At 41.1% G+C, this 18,441-nt stretch carries 20 protein-coding genes and 2 pseudogenes (1 of these 22 cut by a window edge); 1 reads left to right on the top strand and 21 read right to left on the bottom strand.

Features of this window, described 5'->3' with window-relative positions; translation table 11 throughout:
- Positions 1-26: 26 nt before the first annotated feature.
- The 13 genes from SM12261_RS00980 to tgt all read right to left on the bottom strand — a co-directional run bounded on the left by SM12261_RS00980 (position 27) and on the right by tgt (position 10,529).
- Positions 27-614 (bottom strand): class I SAM-dependent methyltransferase, encoded by a 588-nt coding sequence (locus SM12261_RS00980; RefSeq protein WP_000679792.1) that lies wholly within the window; start codon positions 612-614, stop codon positions 27-29.
- Between the two features lie 32 nt (positions 615-646).
- Entirely contained in the window at positions 647-1,060 is a 414-nt protein-coding gene (gene comGG / locus SM12261_RS00975) for a competence type IV pilus minor pilin ComGG (RefSeq protein WP_000265657.1), read from the bottom strand.
- On the bottom strand, positions 1,038-1,499 hold the full coding sequence (gene comGF / locus SM12261_RS00970) for a competence type IV pilus minor pilin ComGF (RefSeq protein ID WP_000250509.1): 462 nt from the start codon (positions 1,497-1,499) through the stop codon (positions 1,038-1,040). The genes comGG and comGF overlap by 23 nt, the downstream gene beginning before the upstream one ends.
- Positions 1,462-1,764 carry a competence type IV pilus minor pilin ComGE gene (gene comGE / locus SM12261_RS00965; RefSeq protein WP_045597458.1) on the bottom strand — a complete coding sequence of 101 codons (303 nt, stop codon included), beginning with the start codon at positions 1,762-1,764 and terminating at the stop codon, positions 1,462-1,464. Before comGE ends, comGF begins: the two co-directional genes overlap by 38 nt.
- Positions 1,727-2,161, bottom strand: a complete 435-nt coding sequence (gene comGD / locus SM12261_RS00960) for a competence type IV pilus minor pilin ComGD (RefSeq protein WP_029689647.1) — start codon at positions 2,159-2,161, stop codon at positions 1,727-1,729. The genes comGE and comGD overlap by 38 nt, the downstream gene beginning before the upstream one ends.
- On the bottom strand, positions 2,124-2,447 hold the full coding sequence (comGC, locus tag SM12261_RS00955) for a comG operon protein ComGC (RefSeq protein WP_000738641.1): 324 nt from the start codon (positions 2,445-2,447) through the stop codon (positions 2,124-2,126). Before comGC ends, comGD begins: the two co-directional genes overlap by 38 nt.
- 1 nt (position 2,448) lies before the next feature.
- Complete coding sequence (comGB, locus tag SM12261_RS00950; RefSeq protein WP_004238896.1) at positions 2,449-3,465, bottom strand: competence type IV pilus assembly protein ComGB; 1,017 nt, start codon at positions 3,463-3,465, stop codon at positions 2,449-2,451.
- Positions 3,413-4,354 carry a competence type IV pilus ATPase ComGA gene (comGA, locus tag SM12261_RS00945; RefSeq protein WP_000249545.1) on the bottom strand — a complete coding sequence of 314 codons (942 nt, stop codon included), beginning with the start codon at positions 4,352-4,354 and terminating at the stop codon, positions 3,413-3,415. The genes comGB and comGA overlap by 53 nt, the downstream gene beginning before the upstream one ends.
- A gap of 75 nt (positions 4,355-4,429) precedes the next feature.
- On the bottom strand, positions 4,430-4,795 hold the full coding sequence (locus tag SM12261_RS00940) for a DUF1033 family protein (RefSeq protein WP_000286405.1): 366 nt from the start codon (positions 4,793-4,795) through the stop codon (positions 4,430-4,432).
- Between the two features lie 149 nt (positions 4,796-4,944).
- The gene (locus SM12261_RS00935) at positions 4,945-6,003 is read right to left on the bottom strand and encodes a zinc-dependent alcohol dehydrogenase family protein (protein ID WP_000649460.1); all 1,059 of its coding nucleotides are present in this window, start codon (positions 6,001-6,003) and stop codon (positions 4,945-4,947) included.
- A 162-nt stretch (positions 6,004-6,165) separates the two neighbouring features.
- Entirely contained in the window at positions 6,166-7,317 is a 1,152-nt protein-coding gene (gene nagA / locus SM12261_RS00930) for an N-acetylglucosamine-6-phosphate deacetylase (protein WP_001134449.1), read from the bottom strand.
- A 151-nt stretch (positions 7,318-7,468) separates the two neighbouring features.
- A complete protein-coding gene (locus SM12261_RS00925) occupies positions 7,469-9,286 on the bottom strand; it encodes an acyltransferase family protein (RefSeq protein WP_001220872.1) in 1,818 nt (605 codons plus the stop codon).
- Positions 9,287-9,386: 100 nt separating this feature from the next.
- Positions 9,387-10,529 carry a tRNA guanosine(34) transglycosylase Tgt gene (gene tgt / locus SM12261_RS00920; protein ID WP_001285237.1) on the bottom strand — a complete coding sequence of 381 codons (1,143 nt, stop codon included), beginning with the start codon at positions 10,527-10,529 and terminating at the stop codon, positions 9,387-9,389.
- A gap of 118 nt (positions 10,530-10,647) precedes the next feature.
- On the opposite strand from tgt, the gene SM12261_RS00915 reads away from it, so the two are divergent.
- The gene (locus SM12261_RS00915) at positions 10,648-11,505 is read left to right on the top strand and encodes a DUF975 family protein (protein WP_000876906.1); all 858 of its coding nucleotides are present in this window, start codon (positions 10,648-10,650) and stop codon (positions 11,503-11,505) included.
- Positions 11,506-11,530: 25 nt separating this feature from the next.
- Here SM12261_RS00915 and pcp read toward each other — a convergent pair whose 3' ends face one another.
- The 8 genes and pseudogenes from pcp to SM12261_RS00870 all read right to left on the bottom strand — a co-directional run.
- Positions 11,531-12,175: a pyroglutamyl-peptidase I gene (gene pcp / locus SM12261_RS00910; RefSeq protein WP_000866923.1), complete on the bottom strand. Its 645-nt coding sequence runs from the start codon at positions 12,173-12,175 to the stop codon at positions 11,531-11,533.
- Between the two features lie 112 nt (positions 12,176-12,287).
- Positions 12,288-12,649: pseudogene (locus SM12261_RS00905) on the bottom strand (DUF1304 domain-containing protein).
- A gap of 10 nt (positions 12,650-12,659) precedes the next feature.
- Positions 12,660-12,962 (bottom strand): annotated as a pseudogene (locus SM12261_RS00900) (winged helix-turn-helix domain-containing protein).
- 279 nt (positions 12,963-13,241) lie between these two features.
- Entirely contained in the window at positions 13,242-14,447 is a 1,206-nt protein-coding gene (locus SM12261_RS00890; RefSeq protein ID WP_000746055.1) for a LysM peptidoglycan-binding domain-containing protein, read from the bottom strand.
- 162 nt (positions 14,448-14,609) lie between these two features.
- On the bottom strand, positions 14,610-15,233 hold the full coding sequence (locus SM12261_RS00885; protein ID WP_001172831.1) for an HAD family hydrolase: 624 nt from the start codon (positions 15,231-15,233) through the stop codon (positions 14,610-14,612).
- A gap of 3 nt (positions 15,234-15,236) precedes the next feature.
- Positions 15,237-16,517, bottom strand: coding sequence for an MATE family efflux transporter (locus SM12261_RS00880; protein ID WP_000473986.1), 1,281 nt, complete (start codon positions 16,515-16,517; stop codon positions 15,237-15,239).
- Positions 16,518-16,577: 60 nt separating this feature from the next.
- On the bottom strand, positions 16,578-18,062 hold the full coding sequence (gene thrC, locus SM12261_RS00875) for a threonine synthase (protein ID WP_000177152.1): 1,485 nt from the start codon (positions 18,060-18,062) through the stop codon (positions 16,578-16,580).
- Between the two features lie 75 nt (positions 18,063-18,137).
- Positions 18,138-18,441, bottom strand: partial view of a glutamate-cysteine ligase family protein gene (locus SM12261_RS00870; protein WP_000091376.1) — the end only. 974 nt of this gene lie beyond the right edge of the window; only the last 304 of its 1,278 coding nucleotides appear in the window; its start codon lies off the right edge, out of view — the gene reads right to left on this strand; it ends in the stop codon at positions 18,138-18,140.

Here is an 18,441-nt window from a genome sequence, read left to right as displayed (position 1 = left end):
ATCCTTATAGAAAAATCACTCCCTGACTAGGCGAGTGATTTTTGGGCTACTGTTAAAAAGAGTTCTGAGTAATTTCCTTGAAACAAGTCTTCAGCGCTATAAAGAATCTGACTATGCACAGATGAAAAACCGTTCTCAATTAGCTGTTTTTCCAGTTCAGTCAATTCAAAGCCGTGATGGTTGGTCTCCGTCTTGGTAAAATCAGCAATAAGGAGTCGTCCATCTTTCCTCAAATGTTGATGAAACAGCGAGAGAGCTGCATCCAAATCAGTCATATGATGAAGAACCCGACAAACAACAATGAGATCAAACTCTTGCTTCAAGGGACTTTTCAATAAATCTTGCTCCAAAAACTGGATATTCTTGATTTCTTGCTGTTCCGCTTTCAAACGAGCTTGCTCCAGCATTTTCTCAGAAATGTCTACAAGAGTGACTGACTTAGCCTGCTTGGCTAGGGGCAAGGTTAAGAGCCCCGTCCCACCACCAAAATCCAGAATTTCTTTGTCTGATAGAAGATCAAGCTGTTTCTCAATAGCTTGATAAACCAAGTTTGCTAGGAAGATATTTTTAGGTGAATCAAAAGTTTCTGCTTTGTGGTTAAAATCATGTTTCATATTTTTAGTTTAGCACAAAGTAGCTTGATTGGCTAGAAATTCTCTTTCTTTTCAACCTTCTCTTCTGATTTTTTCTTCTCTGCTTGATTACTTGAATCAGTCACTACCTTTTCCTTTTTATCCGTTTTCTCTTCTTTGATTTTGACGGAAGGAAAGATGAATTCATATTGGCTCTTAGGCGTACGAACCGTCGTCACCAAGCTTGTTTTCTTGTTTTGATAGCTTACCTGACCTAGGTTAAAGGCCTGTTCCCCACTTTCTTGCTCAACCTTATCTTTGGTTCGTTTAGCCATAGCAAAAGCAACCAATTTCTCTTTATTCAAAGTATAGTCTTGATAGTGGGCGACTTGTCGGTTCAAGTAAAATTGCAACAAAAGACTAAAGATGGCTGCCATGGTGACTGCATAGAGGAGAACTCCTGCCTTAACTTTTTGCTTTTTCCACACGATAGATGAACTCCCTTTCTAAGCCTTTTTGAAACTGGAAACGAAAACGAACCACTTGATTTTCCTCTGTAATCTGTGCGGATTTGAGACCATAAACCATAGGCTGATAGCCTCGTCCACTGGCATCGGTTTTTCGAAAATCGTCCGATTTAGACTTACCTATCGCAATTTCCTTGCCATCCTGCTTCATATAAATGCGATCGCCTTCTACTTTTTCGAACTGCGAACGGTCTAATTCTGCCTCCAGCTGGTCCACAAACAAGAGCCACTCTTTTTGCTCGCTTTGTTGCTGGTAGCGAACTTCTGAAATGAGGAGCTGACTCATGGCCTGAAAGAGGAGTAAACTTCCACTGATGACAATGAGGGCAATCAGGGATTCTAACAGGGTAAAAGCCTTGATTTTATGGCTCTTTGATAGCCAACAACTGTTCTGAACCATGGTAGACCTCCAATCCCTTTTCACTAGAAAACACCTGAATCTCAACTCCGTTGATGTTTACCTGATTTTGACCTGTCTGCAAGGCCATCTTAGCTACACGCAAGATCTCTTCTTTCTGCAAGATTTTTGCTTCTTCCTGCCTATTTTTCTGAATTTGTCCCAAAAGAAGGGTCGCAATGCTGGCAAAGATAGCTAAAGCGACTACTGCTTCCAGTAAAATCACTGCCCTAATCTTTTGTTTCCTTAATGCGTTTAATTTTTCCATTTCCTAGATATAATTGATAACGAATCGCTCCTTTACTGGTCTGAAATTCAACCTTAGCTAGGGACGAATTGCCCCCAGCTCGGTCAAATGTAATACTTTGGCCTGATGGTGCCTGAATTCCTTTAGGAACTGTCAACTTTTGACTGCCATTACTGATTGTCTTCCCATCTAAGTTTAGACTAGTCTTTTGCTGACTGGCTACACTGCGCTTTTGGGTTTCCCGATAAAGTTCCTCAAACTCCATAAAGAAAATCTGCTCCTCTACCGCCGCAAAAGTGGACTGGACAGAGCCAGACAAGCCCAAGGCAAGGATACTCACAAGTCCCAAAACCAAGAGACTTTCAAGCATGGTAAAGGCCTTAATCTGCAACGGTTTGACTGGTATTTTGTTTAGCATGGTATTCTTTATAAGCTTTAGCCTGTTCTTCTGTGATTCGCCCATCTGCTTGTAACTTGCTTAGACTAGCATCTTCATTTTTATCCAAGCTATAAAGCTCTGCCTGACTTTCCACCACCTTAACAACAGCAGCTTTTCCTTTGTCATTGACCGCTTCTTTTTGCTTGGTCAGATTAGGTACAAAGAGCAAGAGAAGCACGCTGATGATGAGCAAGACCACCAACATTTCCACAAGCGTGAAAGCTTTCACTTTCGCTTTTTTCAAGAATGTCATCATTTTTTTCATTTTAAAAATTTACCTCCATATTTTGATACATGGGCATGAGCATTGCCGCATAAAGTAAAACGATAATCAGAGCCACAAAGATAAAGACCAGTGGCTGCACCAGATTCATGGTGCGGTTGACTCGGGTAAAAAAGGCTTCCCAAGTTTTTTCAGCATAGATTTCCAACTCACTCCCCAACTTGGACTTGACTTCCCCATACTCGATGATGAGACTCAACTCCTTTTTAAAGAAAGGATAGGTTCCTATGGTTTGAGAAAATTCCTGACCATTTTGTAGGGCATGAGCCATATCTTGACCAATTTCTTTAAATAGCTGGGAACCTTGTTCCTGCATGATTTGAAAAATCTGCGTCAACTCCATCCCTTGAGAAATCATATTGCCCCATTCACGCGCATAATAGGCTGTCAGATAGGTCTGCACAAAAATTCCAAGAAAAGGAATGCGTGCCAGGATAGAAAAGACCCGCATCTTCGAACCTCTTTTATAAAAAGTGAGTGCTAAAAGGACACCTACTGAAACAAAGCCTACCATTCCTAGAAAAATTTGTGGCAGATTGCCAATAATTTGGGTGGCAATATTGCTACTATCCAGTTGTGGTAGTAGGTAGTTACGCAACCCCAGCATAATTAAGAGAAGAAACCCCAGCAAAATCAAGGGATAGGTCGCTACTTCAATTAGTTTTTTCTTGACCTTGGCCAAATTATCCAGATATTCTTCTATCTTTCCCAAACTCAGGTGTAGATTCCCATGAACCTCTGCTAGGGATAACTGAGTGACAATGGCACTTGAAAAGCCCAAACTTTCCATCATTTCTGAGAATGATTTCCCTTGAGATAAGCCCGCACGCATCTGGGTTACGCACTGCTTGTCCAACAAGGCACTCCTATCTAGAAAGGAGATAGTCTCTACCAGATGAAAACCGCTGGAAAAGAGATTATTAAACAAGGTGATGATATTTTTTTGCTTAGCTGTAGCTAATTTTTTCCGTTTCAGCCTGAAGACTTGTGATATGTCCATCTTTAAGAAGCTGGTCAATCTGCGCATTCCAGCTAGTTGACTGGTGTTCTTGATAGTCTTTGTTTGCAAAGTCAACGATTCCTCCTCCCCCGATTAATCTCTGGTAGCAGACTCCTTGCAGAACGACTGCCAATTCCTCCTCACTCACGCCCAACTCCAGTAAACGTTCATAAACTCCTCGGATACTCTTGGCATGAATGGTTGAAAAGACTGTCGCACCTGTCAAACTGGCTCTGACCACTGCACGCGCTGTCTCGCTGTCCCGAATTTCTCCGATAATCAAGAGATCAGGACGATGACGCAAGGAAAGTTTGATTAGATTTTCATAGGTCAACCCGATTGCTTCGTTCAACTGCAACTGGAGCATGTTGTCCTGCTTGATTTCTACAGGATCTTCGATGGACATAACTTGCTGTCCTTTAAAGAGAGATTTAGCCAATTCATGCATCAAGGTTGTCTTGCCACTTCCGACTGGACCAGCAAAAAGATAAAGTCCCCGTTGCCTGTACTGCTTGCCCAGTTCTTCAATATCCTGAAACCAAAAATGCAAATCCTGCTCCTCATCATGCAACAAGCGAATAACTAAACTCTCATGCCCTCGATAGTCGCCTACAGTAGATAACCGTAAGGACGCCATCTTCTGGTCATATTCATAGTCACAGGAACCAAGCTGACTACGTCGCTTTTCTCCAACATTCATACCCGCCACAAACTTAAAGTGACTGATGACGGCCGCAAATTTTTCAAAATCATAACAACCGATTTTACAGCGCTCGTCTCCTACCCTCATATGAAGCTCATAAGCGTCTAACTTAGGAACAAAATAAATATCCTGCGCCCCTTTTTTCCGAGCCGAACGAATGATTTCTTGTGCAATTTCTTGAACCATACTTACCTCCTCACCTATACTATTCGCAAAGATTTGGAAAAATAAAAAAAGCAACTCCAAAAAGTTACTTTTTCTCTATTTTAATTTCATACGGCAAGAACGGTGCCTTTCCTTACCTGTTTGTTTTTCATAGCCTGGGCGTAGTTTTTCATCTGGAATAACCTGCTCATCCTGCAAAAGAGCCAAAGAATGGTATTGTTGTAAATACTCGTCACATTCATCACACCAGCGTTGGTCTTCTGGATCCCAAAAAATGGTCATCAAGTCACTTCTACTTTTATAAAGAGGGGATTCTTGTTCCAATCTAAACCAGCAAGTTTTGTAGTATTTGAGAGCATCATAATACTGGTCAAATTTCTTACTTGCTACAATATCTTCTTCCCAACCTTCTAAGAACCACCACGGTTCAAAATCTCCGTACATTTCTATAACACGATACATATTCATTCATTCCTTTGTACCGTATATTATAACCAATTCCGCTAAACAAGGAAAGAAATATGCTCATTTCTTAATTTTTTGATAAAAAATCCAGCCATCTTATGATGACTGAATTTCTATTTGCTTGTGTTCCAAAATCTTTTTGCTACTTAATCTTCTGAAATATCGTTTTCGATGATGACCTTAATTGCATGGTGGTCTGCTGCTTTACTGAAAACTTCATAGGCTTTTTCAATTTCACTTAGTTTGAAATAATGAGTTACCAATTTTTCTGGTTCAATCTTATGACTTTCAAGAGCTTTCAACAATTGTGGAGTGGTATTTGTAGATACCAAACCAGTTGTTACATTGATGTTGCGAATCCAAAGTTTGTCCAAATCGAATTCGACTGGTTTACCATGTACACCACAGTTGGCAACTGTTCCGTCTATACCGATAATCTTTTGACAGAAATCAAATGTTGCAGGAATACCAACAGCTTCGATAGCAACATCTACACCACGACCATCTGTCAAATCATAAATTTCTTTAATAGCTTTTTCAGGGTCTGAAGAATTAACCTTGTGAGTCGCACCAAATGATACAGCAGTTTCCAAGCGGTTATCGTCTAAGTCCACCATAATCAATTTAGCTGGTGAATAGAATTGGGCTGTCAAAAGAGCAGCCAATCCAACTGGACCTGAACCAATAATTGCTACGCTGCAACCAGGTTCTACTTTCCCTTTTAAGACACCAATTTCATATCCAGTAGGTAGAATGTCTGATAGCATAACCAAGGCTTCATCTGACAAGTCTTCTGGAGTATGGTAGAGAGTGTTATCTGCATGAGGGACACGTAAATATTCAGCCTGCATACCATCAATCAAGTGACCGAAAATCCAGCCCCCTTCGTCTTCACAGTGGGCATAAATTCCTTTTTTACAGTAGTAGCATTTACCACAGGCACAGACACAAGAAATCAAGACCTTGTCGCCTTTTTTGAAGTTCGAAACTCCTTCTCCAACTTCTTCAACAATCCCAATCCCTTCGTGACCAAGAATGGTACCACTTTGACAAGCGGGAACATCCCCTTTGATAATATGGAGGTCTGTTCCACAAATAGTAGTTTTTACGATACGCACAATAGCGTCTGTTGGCTTGCGAATCACTGGTTTGTCAACATCAACAAAAGAAGCAAGTCCCGGTTTAACATAAGTATAGGCTTTCATAAAGCATTCCTCCGTTTTTTTATTTGTACTGTTTATAATATAATTGTAAGCCTTTTCATTTGCTTGTTCAAGTTTTTTTGTGATTTTTTTAATTTTTTTATTTACTGGTAAAGAAATATAGATAAAAAAGCAGAAGCTAATCCCTAACTTCTGCTTTCTCTCTTATGCTTGATAACGTTTCACACCATCTAGATAGGTTGCTACCAATTCCAAATCTTTATCTAGTACGATAAAGTCCGCGTCATAGCCTTCACGGATTTGACCACAGACATCATCAATGTGAACAGATTTAGCTGGGTTGAGGCTGGCCATCATGACTGCTTCATGCGGATTCGCAATGCCCCATTCGACCACATTCTTCAAACCGTCCTTGAGTTTGAGGATAGAACCTGCCAAATTACCTGTAGATTTGAGGCGAGCAGTTCCATTGACAACTACTACTGGGAATTCTCCCAACATATAGTCACCGTCTTCCAATCCACCCGCTGTCATACAGTCCGTGATAAGGGCGATATTTTCAGTTCCTTTTTGTTTGAGCAAAATATCACAGGCCTTGGGATCCACATGGTGACCATCACAAATCAATTCAGCATAAGTATGTGGTAATTCATACATGGCTCCCACCATACCGAGTTCACGGTGAGTCAAGCCACGCATGCCATTGTAGGCATGTACCCAAACGCTCGCTCCAGCATCGACTGCTTTTTTGGCTTCATCAAATGTCGCATTTGAATGCCCAAGAGCAACTGTCACACCTTCTCCAGTGATCGTCCGTACAAAGTCTTCTACACCTTCACGCTCTGGCGCAAGAGCAATTTTATTAAGCAAGCCATTAGCTGCTTTTTGCCAAGCACGAAACTCATCCATACGAGGATCTTTCATATAGGCAGGGTTTTGAGCTCCCTTGTATTTCTCTGTGAAATAAGGCCCTTCAAAGTAAATACCACGAATTTTTGCTCCACTTGCTTCCCGATAACGAGCACCGATATTTTCAGTTACCGCAAGCAATTGCTCATAAGAGGATGTCAAAGTGGTAGGCAAGAAGCTGGTAACACCTGTACTAAGTAGTCCTTCACTCATGGTATGAAGGGTTCCTTCGATATTATTATCCATAACATCCACACCACCAAATCCATGAATGTGGGTATCTACAAGTCCTGGAGCAATGCTATAACCTGTATAGTCAATCACCTCAGCGCCTTCAGGAATCTGTTCGACATGTTTTCCAAACTTGCCGTCCACAAGTTCCAGGTAACCGCCACGACGAACTCCGTGTGGGTAGAAAAATTGATCCGCTTTAATATAGTTAGGCATAATGTTAACCTCCTTAAAAGATTGATTCTACAATTTATTATGTCAATTACATTATAAACCTTTCTTTTTTATTTGTAAATGGTATAGACCTATTTTCTAGAGATATTTTAAAAGAGCTGGATTTCTCCAACTCTTCTCTTTTTAATACAAGTTATTTTGATTTAACTGGCTTGTCTTGAGCTGTTTGCAAGGCTGTAGCAATGGTATCTGCATACAATTTAGCTCCTGCTTCAATCTTACTATTGTCACTTCCAAAATGGACTTGGTCTGTTCCAGTCCAGATCTCTGGATGCTCTTTCGCAACTTGGTTCCAATCTGCTATCGTGATGTAAGGAGTCTTCTCTGCCAATTCTCTCATATAGGCAGCCTCTTTCTCAACGATTGCATAGGTCTCTTTTGTCTTATCTCCCTCATAAGGAGTCACCAAAACCATATGGTGGCCCTTAGGAAGATTTTTTACGATACTATCCCAGTCTTCCTTGTAATTTTCAGGATTATTTACCCCAGTTGCAATAACCACCATCTTTGGTAGAAATTTATTCTGGCTATTGTTGAGCATGATTTCGTTGGCGGTCTTGGTTGTTCTGCTGACTTGTGCATTAATCTGTGCTCCAGGAAGGGCTGTCTGCAAGGCTGTATTAGCTCTTAGTGCTACCGAATCACCAATTAACATAGTGCCATCAGCAATTCCTAAACTATCAGCTTCTGCTCGTTCTGTCATCACCTTGGTCTGGCTAATATTTGTTGCAGCTTGCTTCAAGCCATTGACAGTTAAGTCTGTCTCAAAAGCTCCCACTTGTGGTGCCAGCAAAGTTACTAAGAAGACAATGAAGGCCAAGATTCCAGTACTTGCTGCAAGGATTGTGTGAATATGAGGCAGGGGACGAAAGGCTTGTATAATAGGTGTGTTCTTTCCCGCAATCCAAGGTTCCAGCACATAAAATGACAGGCTGGCAAATCCATAAGAAAAAATCAAAGTCAGTAACACAGCAAGAAGATTTGATGTCAACTGTGAGAAAATAATGTAGAAAGGCCAATGGAAAAGATAAACCGCATAGCTAGTATCTGCTAAAAAGCTGATAATCTTTGGCTCCTGCATGTTAGGAGTCTTTTCATGTAAGACACGCGCCGCCAGAATCATAGCAAGGGCTGCAAGGCTGGCAAGCAAGAAGCCCATAAGATAGGCAAAGAGATAGGTAAATTTGACAAAGAAGGTCAAAATGAGTAAGAATCCAAAACCTCCCCCAAAAACCAAAAGGGTCTTGCGTAAATCCCAGATTTTATCCAACTGCTTGACGAGGGAAGTCGTCTGACGAACGCCTACAATCGTTGCTAGGATACTTCCCAAAAAGAATGGATAGACATGAGTTAAACTGGAGAAGTAAACAGAGGAATAAGAGGTCACTAGAAAACTACCAATAAACATGGAGAAGAAGCTGATTAAAAAGGCAGCAGCTGATAAGAGAAAAACCATCCCCTTCAATTGACCATTTGATTTAGCCTGTTTGGATAAGAACCAAACTGCCAATCCCCAGAGGATATAGTAGTGAACCTCAACGGCCAAGCTCCAATTATGAACAAACAAGTGAGGAATGAACTGTGATTCATAACTCCCACCTGTTAGAAGTTCATAGAAGTTAGTCATAAAGCCTAAGACACCCGCAATCTGACCGCCAATTCCAGCTACATAGTCTTGACGAACCAAGAAAGTAAAGGGCATGGTCACCAAGACCATCAAAACCACAGGTGGCACAATCCGATAAAAGCGTCTTCTAAAAAATCCAAGCAAATCAATTTCATGATTTTTAGAAAATTCTTCGATGAGTAGAGCCGTGATCAAGAAACCTGAAAATGTGAAAAAGACATCTACCCCGAAAAATCCTCCTGGAAAGATGGTCTGAAAGAAGTGATACAAGAGTACCAAAAGTAAACCTGTAATCCTAATCAAGGAAAACCATTTAATGCGCATACGAGTTTATTCTTCCTTTCATTGTACACTTTATTCTATCAAAAAAAGAAGAAAAATCCTAAGAGAAAACTTAGGATTTTTAGCTTATATCAATTCCAGTTTAAAAATTACGCCCTGATTTATTATAGCCATATTTTTCAACAAAATACTCACGGAACTCCAAGAGATTGTCATCCATAATGGCTTGTCGCACTTGCTTCATCAGGTTAAGCAAGAAGTAAAGATTGTGATAGCTAGTCAAGCGAATACCAAAGGTTTCATCAGCCTTGAGCAGGTGACGAAGGTAGGCGCGTGTATAGTTCTTACATGTGTAGCAATCACACTCAGGATCCAGTGGTGTAAAGTCCTCAGCAAACTGGGCATTTTTGACAACCAAACGTCCCTGACTGGTCATACAAGTCCCATTACGAGCGATACGAGTCGGCAAGACACAGTCAAACATATCTACACCACGAATCACCCCATCAATCAAGCTATCTGGCGCTCCCACACCCATCAAATAGCGAGGTTTATTTTCAGGTAGCAGTTGGGTTGTGAAGTCCAAGACGGCATTCATCTCTTCGTGGGTTTCTCCAACTGCTAAACCACCAATAGAGTAGCCTGGGAAATCCATGCTGACAAGGTCGTGAGCCGATTGACGGCGAAGATCTTCAAATCCAGCCCCCTGCACAATCCCAAATAACCCTTGGTCATGCGGACGACGGTGAGCCTTCAAACCACGCTCAGCCCAACGGCTGGTACGCTCGATTGATTTCTTAACGTAGTCGTAAGGTTGATAAAACTGAGGACATTCGTCAAAGGACATCATGATGTCTGAGCCCAAATTATTCTGAATAGAAATGGCTTTTTCTGGGGACAAGAACATCTTAGAACCATTGAGATGGTTTTTAAAGGTTACTCCTTCTTCTGTGATATTACGGCTATCTGCTAAGGAATAAACCTGAAAACCACCACTATCTGTCAAGATAGGCTGGTCCCAATTCATGAACTTGTGGAGACCACCTGCGCGTGCGATGAGTTCATCTCCAGGACGAAGCCAGAGATGATAGGTGTTTGACAGGATAATTCCCGAACCCATCTCCTTCAATTCTTCAGGCGACTGAGTTTTGACAGTGGCTTGTGTCCCAACTGGCATAAACATAGGTGTTGGGAAGGTACCGTGGGGAGTGATGATTTCTCCCAGACGAGCTCCCGTGTGTTTTTCTTTCTTAATCAAACGATATTTGATTGGTGAATCTGACATTTTTTACCTCCGAAGCTGGGAAAAACAGTCCCAGTTCATACTTTGTGCCCAAGGGCATACTGTATGATTTTATCAAAAAAAGCTGGAACTGTCACGAACTATGGTGTATAATGAGAGAATGAAATACCCAAAAATTGATTTAAAAACCATTCGTCTGCAAGCTAGACAATTTCAGGCTGAAAATCCCCGTCTCTTTCTCGTCTATCTCTTACCTAGCATGCTGATCATTTTGTCTGGCTTCCTCAATCCCTTAGAGCGCATCAACGAGAGTGTTTTAGAACAACCCTTTTTAAGCGTGTTTGGCCATGTATTCCAAGCCTACCTTTTTCCTCTATTAGTCTCCTTTATCGGAACAATACTTCTGACCAGTTCAGTCTATACAACGCTGAAACTCATCAAGAATCCAGATACAGAACTATCCGTCAAAAATAGTCTCACTCTCTTTAACGAAGAGCACTTTTCACAAACCTTTTTGACTCTACTTCTCAAACGTTTCTATCTCTTCTTATGGAGCATTCCTAGTTTACTCGGGATTTACTTTCTCTTTTACAGTAGCTTTTTAGCCAAGAAATTCGTTGTCCTTCATCCTGAGTTTCCTAATCTGGATCTCTCGTCAGTTGAAACTGAACGTTTCCTCATGACCTTTGGTCTCTATTTTCTAGCAAGTATCCTCTTGATGATTGTCGGAAATAGTCTCTATATTCCACAATACTATGCCTATTCGCAGGTAGAATTTCTCCTCTGTGACACCCTAGACTTGGGCCAAGCTAAACCAGGGCAAATCCTTAAAACCAGCCGTTTCCTGATGAAAGGCTATAAGTTTCAGCGTTTTGTACTAGACTTACAACTCCTTCCTTGGTACTTCCTCAATTGGATTACCTTTGGAATTGCTAGTTTTTCACTCCTACCCTACATTAAAATCAATAAAATGATTTTTTACCGAGCAGTACTGGCTCGAAAACGTCCAAAAGCTTGAAGGTGGCCCCTCAAGCTTTTTTCTATCAATGAGTTTCTCCACCTACCAACTTGAGATCCTGATCTCCATGTTCTATAATAGCCCCGATTGCCGCTTCTATCCCTCGCCTAATATCCACTAAACTCATAGCTGGAGTAGTCGGTCGATTCACCACCTGTTCCATCATATAAGGAATGTGCATAAAACCTGCCTTAACATGTGGAAATTTCTTTTCTACCAAATAGAGAGCCTGATACATCAAATGATTGCAGACAAAAGTCCCTGCCGTATTTGAAACAGAGGCCGGCAAGCCCTCTTTTTTTATAGCTTGGACCATCGCTTTAATCGGCAGACTACTAAAGTAAGCCGGAGCACCATCTGGACGAATGGGAAGGTCAATCGGCTGATTACCTTCGTTATCAGGAATGCGTGCATCGTCTTGATTTATAGCCACTCGCTCAGGTGTCAAGCTGGTTCTTCCACCTGCTTGGCCGATACAAAGGACAAAGTCCGGTTGATAACGACTCATTTCTTCTTCCAATACTTGGGCCGATTTGTGAAAGACTGTTGGCACTTCTAGCCAACGGACCTCAGCACCATGGATTTCAGCTGGTAAACCTTTAATGGCCTCCAAAGCTGGATTGACCTTTTCCCCTCCAAAGGGCTCAAAACCTGTCACTAATACTTTCATTTCTAACTCCTTACAACCAATTCCATGAAACTATTTTCTTAAAAACAAGTATAACATATTTCCCTTATTCTGGAGTGAAAAGGACTAGAGAGGATCAGACCGGCATTAAAGTTTATTTAAAGAGAAAAATACTAATCAAGGCCAAAATAGCTGGTCCACCTTGCTTCAAAATAATTTTCTTATCTGCTGTGAGAGAGCCATAAGCCGCAGCACCAATCACAAATAAAACAAAAATAGTCACAATTTCTAAATTCTGTGAGAAATAAATCCCATACAAGAGAAAGACTCCTACAGAGCATTATAAATCCCTTGATTTTTAAACAATGAACTTACTGACGGACGAGCCAGTTCTTCCTTGTCCATGTTAAAGACACGACTAGTCGCATCTGATTGCGTTGCAATACTTTCCAAATAAAAAATGTAAAAATGCTCCAAAGCAACAATCGTTGCTAAAATGATTGTAATAATTGACATCTATTTCTCCTTAAATTTCTATATTTTCAATACCCAAAACCAATTTATTTACTAAACGGCTGAGTTCTGTTCTTTCAGACTCTGTTAAGATACTTTCCATCTCTTCCTTAACCTTGATATGCTGCAGAGGCGGATTCACAACTAACTGCTCTTTGGCATACTTCGTAGCCTCCACCAAACCTTCCTTTTCCAGAATTTTGAAATGTCGGGTCAAAGCAGCCTAATCAATCTTCAAACGCTCCTGAACCGCTATTTGATTACAAGGGGAATGCTTCAGCAAAAATAATAAAATCTGATACCGTGTCAAACTAATCCCAAGTTTTTTTTAAAACAATTGCGTACTCGCTTGCTCAGACAAGCGGAGTTGATAAAGCAGATCTTGAATCTCTATCATTTCTTCCTCCTTTTTATTGATTGATCAATAGTTGACTAATCAGGTATAATGCAAAGTAAAATAAATTGCAAGAATGTTGCTTGGATTATTACAAGATGGTAACTTCCCATTCAAATTGACAAAGAAAAAACGAACGAGACTCGCTTCCTATCATGAAAGCTAGATCTCATTCGTAAAAATTATATGACAGAGTCTGGTTTATCCATTCATTGAAACGTGAACGTGGTCATAGTGGTTTTCTGTCACGCTACCACGGTCTGGCATTGGGTTCCAAGTATTAGCTGGTCCATATTTGCTATCGAATGGAGCATAGAAACGTTGTTTCCAGATGATGTAACTAATTCCACGGCTAGCCATGTTTTGAATAGCGTATTCCGCAATCTTATCCCCTAGTTCTGAGCTTTCTGGTACCATAAAGTCGATAGCCAAACCTTTTCCGTGATCTCCACTGTCTCCTGGACGGTAACCACTAAAGGATGTGATGCCAAACAAGTTAGCAATTTCTTCTTTAAAGGCCGCTGTTTGTGGTTGAAGGCCTGCATTTTCAGATTTCGCTACCGCAAGTCCAGCATAATCGGGCGCTGCTGGAGCTGCGTAAGTTGCTGAAGTTGTTTTCGTCTCTTCTGGTTGATAAGTAGAAACTGCTGCTGTAGCTTCACTTGATGATGCTACTTCTTTTGCTTCTTCTGAACTTGTTGCAGTTGTTTCAGGTGCTGTTTCTTCTACTGGTATTGTAGTTGCTTCCACTGCTGATTCAGCTTGAGTGCTTGCTTGTGTTTCATCTTTCTCAGCTGGAGTCGTTGCCTGAGGAGCTGCTTCTGCAACTGCACTACTCGTTTCGGCTGTTTGTTCCTCTGGGACAGAAGTTCCTGTAGATGGTGTCACTTCTTCTGAAGCAGTCACTGTCTCTGTAACTTCTGAACTTGTTGCTACTTCTTTTGTTCTTGTAGTTTCTACCGCTTTTGGAGCTTCTGCAATCGGTTGAGAAAGGTCTGCAACTTGAACAGTTTGATCATCTACGGTTACTTGATTGGTTGTCAAATCTGCTGTCGCAGTTGTCACTTCTTCACTAGAATCTGCTTGTGGAGTTTGGATTTCAACTTCCGTTACCTCTTCTGCTTCATTGACAGTCGTTGTCAAAACAGTTTCTGGGAAAATCAAGTCCATATTCGTGATTTTATTCAAATTCGCAAGAACTGTGACATCTACACCCAAGGCTTCTGCAATTGTGCTCAAGGTATCACCATACTGAACGGTATAACTTGTTTTGTTATCCGTTTTAGTCAAATCGTTTTGAATTTGCTCAACACTCTGTGCAGTCCAAAGAACTTCTTCTGCTTGAGTTGCCAATACTGGGGCAAATGACAAGGCTACCGTTGAGGCTAATAATATTCTTTTCTTCATTCTTTCAAATTCCTTTCAAATGAGTACCTGTCTATGATAACACAAAAAATGCAGAAAAAAAGCCCTCTCGGGCCTATTTAACAGAACTGTCTATTCCTTGTAACAAACTCGGTTACTTGAAATAGTTTGTTAGGTCTCTGTCACAAAACTGACACAATCTTTTTATCGCTCAGCCTTAAAAAAACGGGAAATATCTGCTAACCCTTGAATCCTATGATTTCCTTCATAAGTTGACTCTAAAAAATTAATGCTTTGAATCTTACTATTCTGCGCGAATTCCACATCCAGAATCCGATCCCCTATATAATAGGTCTTCTCAGAATCCAACTGATACTTGTCTAACAGATAGGTGGCCGCTTCTGAACTAGGTTTACGCGCAAAGCCACTCTGACTTGTTAAAATCTCTGTAAAATAAGATTCCAAACCCAAGTCTCTTAGAATGGTAAGAGCATTGTCTCCCTTATGAGTGTAAACAAACTGCTGAATTCCTGATTCCTCTGCCCAAGCTAGCACATCACGCGCACCTGGCATCAAAACTACCTGAGCATTCTTCTCAGCCAGACTCTGGGCACGCACCTGATTTAGCACCTCGACATCCAGTTTTCGCTCTTCCGCAACTTTCTCCAGCAAATCCTGCACAGAAAACTTGAGAATAAACTCTCTCACCTTCTCCTTATCATAAGGAATAGAAAACTGAGCAAAAGTTTCCTCAATCCCTGATAAAATCGCTTCATAAGAGTCCAATAAAGTCCCGTCTAAATCCCAAATAAAAGCTGTTTTTTGCATTTCCTATCCTTTCAAGCTCATATAGCGCTGGTAACGGTAACGTAGAAATAACCAACGAAAACCATTATCCAAAAGGGTTCCGGCCCAAATACCGGGCAAGCCCCAACCAAGCACAATCCCCATCAGATATCCTGTTCCAATGCGGATACACCACATTCCTATACTTGTCGCATAAAAGGGAAGCCGAGCATTGCCCAAACCCTGCCAGACTGCTGTATAGATGACTGTTCCTATCGTCATAGGAGTACCAAGTAGTGAAAAAAGTGTCACTAAAACACTAGCCTCCACCGCTAAAGAATCAGTCGTATAGAGATGAGTGAGTGGTATACCCAAAGCATAGATACTGAAGGTCAAGGGGAACATGAGGACCAGAGAAAGCCAAAAGGTTTGCTTGCTCAAATTAGCTACTCTTTCCCAATTATCCTCTCCAACTGCTCGGGCCACCAGCATGACCGTTGCCGTAGCGACGCCAAAGGCAGGCATATAGTTAAACTGGGTCAAGACTTCTCCGACTGCATTCCCAGCAACTGCCTCCGTTCCAAAAGACACAACCAAGGCAATGATCACGACATCACCAGCCCGCATCATAAGCCGCTCTCCAGCTGCTGGCAAAGCTAAGGTCAATAGTTTCTTATCTAAACCAAAAGTCGGTTTCTCAAAAGGCAACTTTAATTGCGACCATAAAATCACAAGACCTACCAAACGAGACAGAATTGTCCCCCAAGCAACACCAGCTATCCCCATATCCAGAATAAAAATAGCTAGACTTGAAAAAAGAATATTCAAGGCATTGGATAAAAGACTCACATAGAGAGGCAAACGTGGATTATGCGTTGCACGAATCAAAGCACCCAGACTCGTCATGAACCCCAAAAGAACAATCGATCCGCCTACCAAGGATAGATAGAGTCCGCCACTCTCAGCTACATCTCTCTCCGTTCCCAAGAGTCCAATCATCTCTTGCCCAGCGAAGATAGACAAAGCTCCTAAAATGAAACTTAATAGTAAAGTAATTTTTAACGCCTCAGTCACATGATAGGCTAGCTTAGACTGATCCTTCTGCCCCAAACTTTTTGAAATAACACTAGAAATAGCTGCCCCTAGAGCAATGAAAATCGCCTGATAAATCGTGATAATATTACCAGCTACTGAAACACCTGAAATAGCTATCAATCCTAAATGAGCAACCAAATAACTGTCCACCATTCCCATGAGCATCTGCAAAAAGTTTTCACCCATAGCTGGCAATGCAATATTAAGAATGTCTTTATTTTTCTTAAACAATCTCTCCTCCTGATGAAAAGAAACTCAGTTGGTTTCCCAACCGAGTTTACTCCCTCTGTCTTAAAGTCCTAGATAAGCCTCCACCGCTGCTTGCATATCAGTAGCTGCCACGGTTGTCTTGTGACGAACTGGAGATGTTTCAAGGCCATCAACTGCTGGTGGTACTGCAACACCTGAAATTTCATGTAATTGAGCCAAGGCTTCAAAGTCTGTTAAACCTACTTTCCCTGTTACAGCCTCTACTGCAACCACTGGGAACTTATAAGGACTAGCTGTTGAAGCAATCACTGTCTTAGTCACATCGCCAGTAGCCGCTTGGTATTTCTTATAAACTGCCGAGGCAACCGCCGTATGTGGATCCTCGATATAAGAATCTGACTCGTAGACACGCTTGATTTCTGCTGCCGTTTCTTCTTCAGTCGCATATTCAGCCGCGAAGAGTTCCAGAATCTCTGCATCAAAGTCTGTCAATTCATATTGTCCTTGTGTATTCAAGGCATTCATGAGTTCAGCTGTCTTAACCGCATCATTTCCCAAAAGATGGAAAATCAAGCGCTCTAAGTTTGAAGATACCAAGATATCCATAGATGGACTAGTTGTTACTTTAAACTCACGTTTCTTGTCGTAAACACGTGTCTTGAAGAAGTCTGTCAAGACATTGTTGTCATTTGAAGCACAAATTAATTTGCCAACTGGCAAACCAATTTGCTTAGCATAAAAGGCAGCTAAGATATTTCCAAAGTTTCCTGTTGGTACTGTGAAGTTAACCTTTTCACCAGCCACAATTTCACCAGTCTTAACCAACTGAGCGTAGGCATAAACATAATAAACAATTTGTGGTACCAAACGACCAATGTTCATAGAGTTAGCTGATGAAAATTGTAACTTGTTAGCAGCCAATTTTTCACGGAGAGCCACATCATTAAACATATGCTTCACGTTGGTTTGCGCATCGTCAAAGTTACCGTCAATGGCGATAACATGAGTATTGTCGCCAGCCTGAGTAGTCATTTGCAGCTCTTGTACCTTGCTGACACCATCTTTTGGATAAAAGACGATAATTTCAGTACCTGGAACATCTGCGAAGCCTGCCATAGCAGCTTTCCCAGTATCACCAGATGTCGCTGTCAAAATGACAATCTTGTTCTCCAAACCATGCTTCTTAGCAGCTGTTGTCATAAAGTATGGCAAGATAGACAAGGCCATATCCTTAAAGGCAATCGTTGAACCATGAAACAGTTCCAAGTTGTATTGGCCGTCTAATTTCACCAAAGGCGCTATAGCTGGAGTATCAAACTTGCTATCGTAGGCATTATTGATACAGTAGTCCAACTCCTCAGCCGTAAAGTCATCTAAAAAGGCTGACAAAACTAACTTAGCAACTTCCTGATAAGAAGCATCTTTCAATTTGTCAAAGTCCAAATCTACCTTTGGATAAGTGACTGGTGTAAACAAACCACCATCCGTTGCCAAACCTTGCAAAATTGCTTGGCTAGCAGTTACTGTATTGTTGGCATCACGTGTTGATTGATAAACTAATGTCATTACTCTCTATCCTTTATCTATAGTCTCTTCCATTATATCATGATTTTTCAGAAAATTCTCCTTTTATAAGAGAAATTATAGGCCCAATTCTTCTTTCAAAGGCTGTAAATAGCTTGTTTCTTGCTTATTTCTCATCTCCAGTCCTTCGCAAGCTAGCAGGAGTATGTGTTTGGAAAATTCAATAATCGCAGTTTCTTCCTCATTTGTAAGCTTTTTCTTAGAAAATTGTCGTCTTAAAAACTTGTAATTTCGCCCAAATTCTTTAAAGAAAGTCGCTGTTTCTAAGTAAGCTTCTAACTTATCTAAATTAACCAACAATCCTAAGTGAAAAGCTGCAGAAGCGAAGGTTCTCTCTAGAGGTTGAGTACACACACTACGA

Origin of the sequence: Streptococcus mitis NCTC 12261, from assembly GCF_000148585.2 — a bacterium.
GTDB lineage: Bacteria > Bacillota > Bacilli > Lactobacillales > Streptococcaceae > Streptococcus > Streptococcus mitis.
The sequence above is the reverse complement of the archived record's forward strand: the minus strand, read 5'-3'. Positions and strand labels throughout refer to the sequence as shown.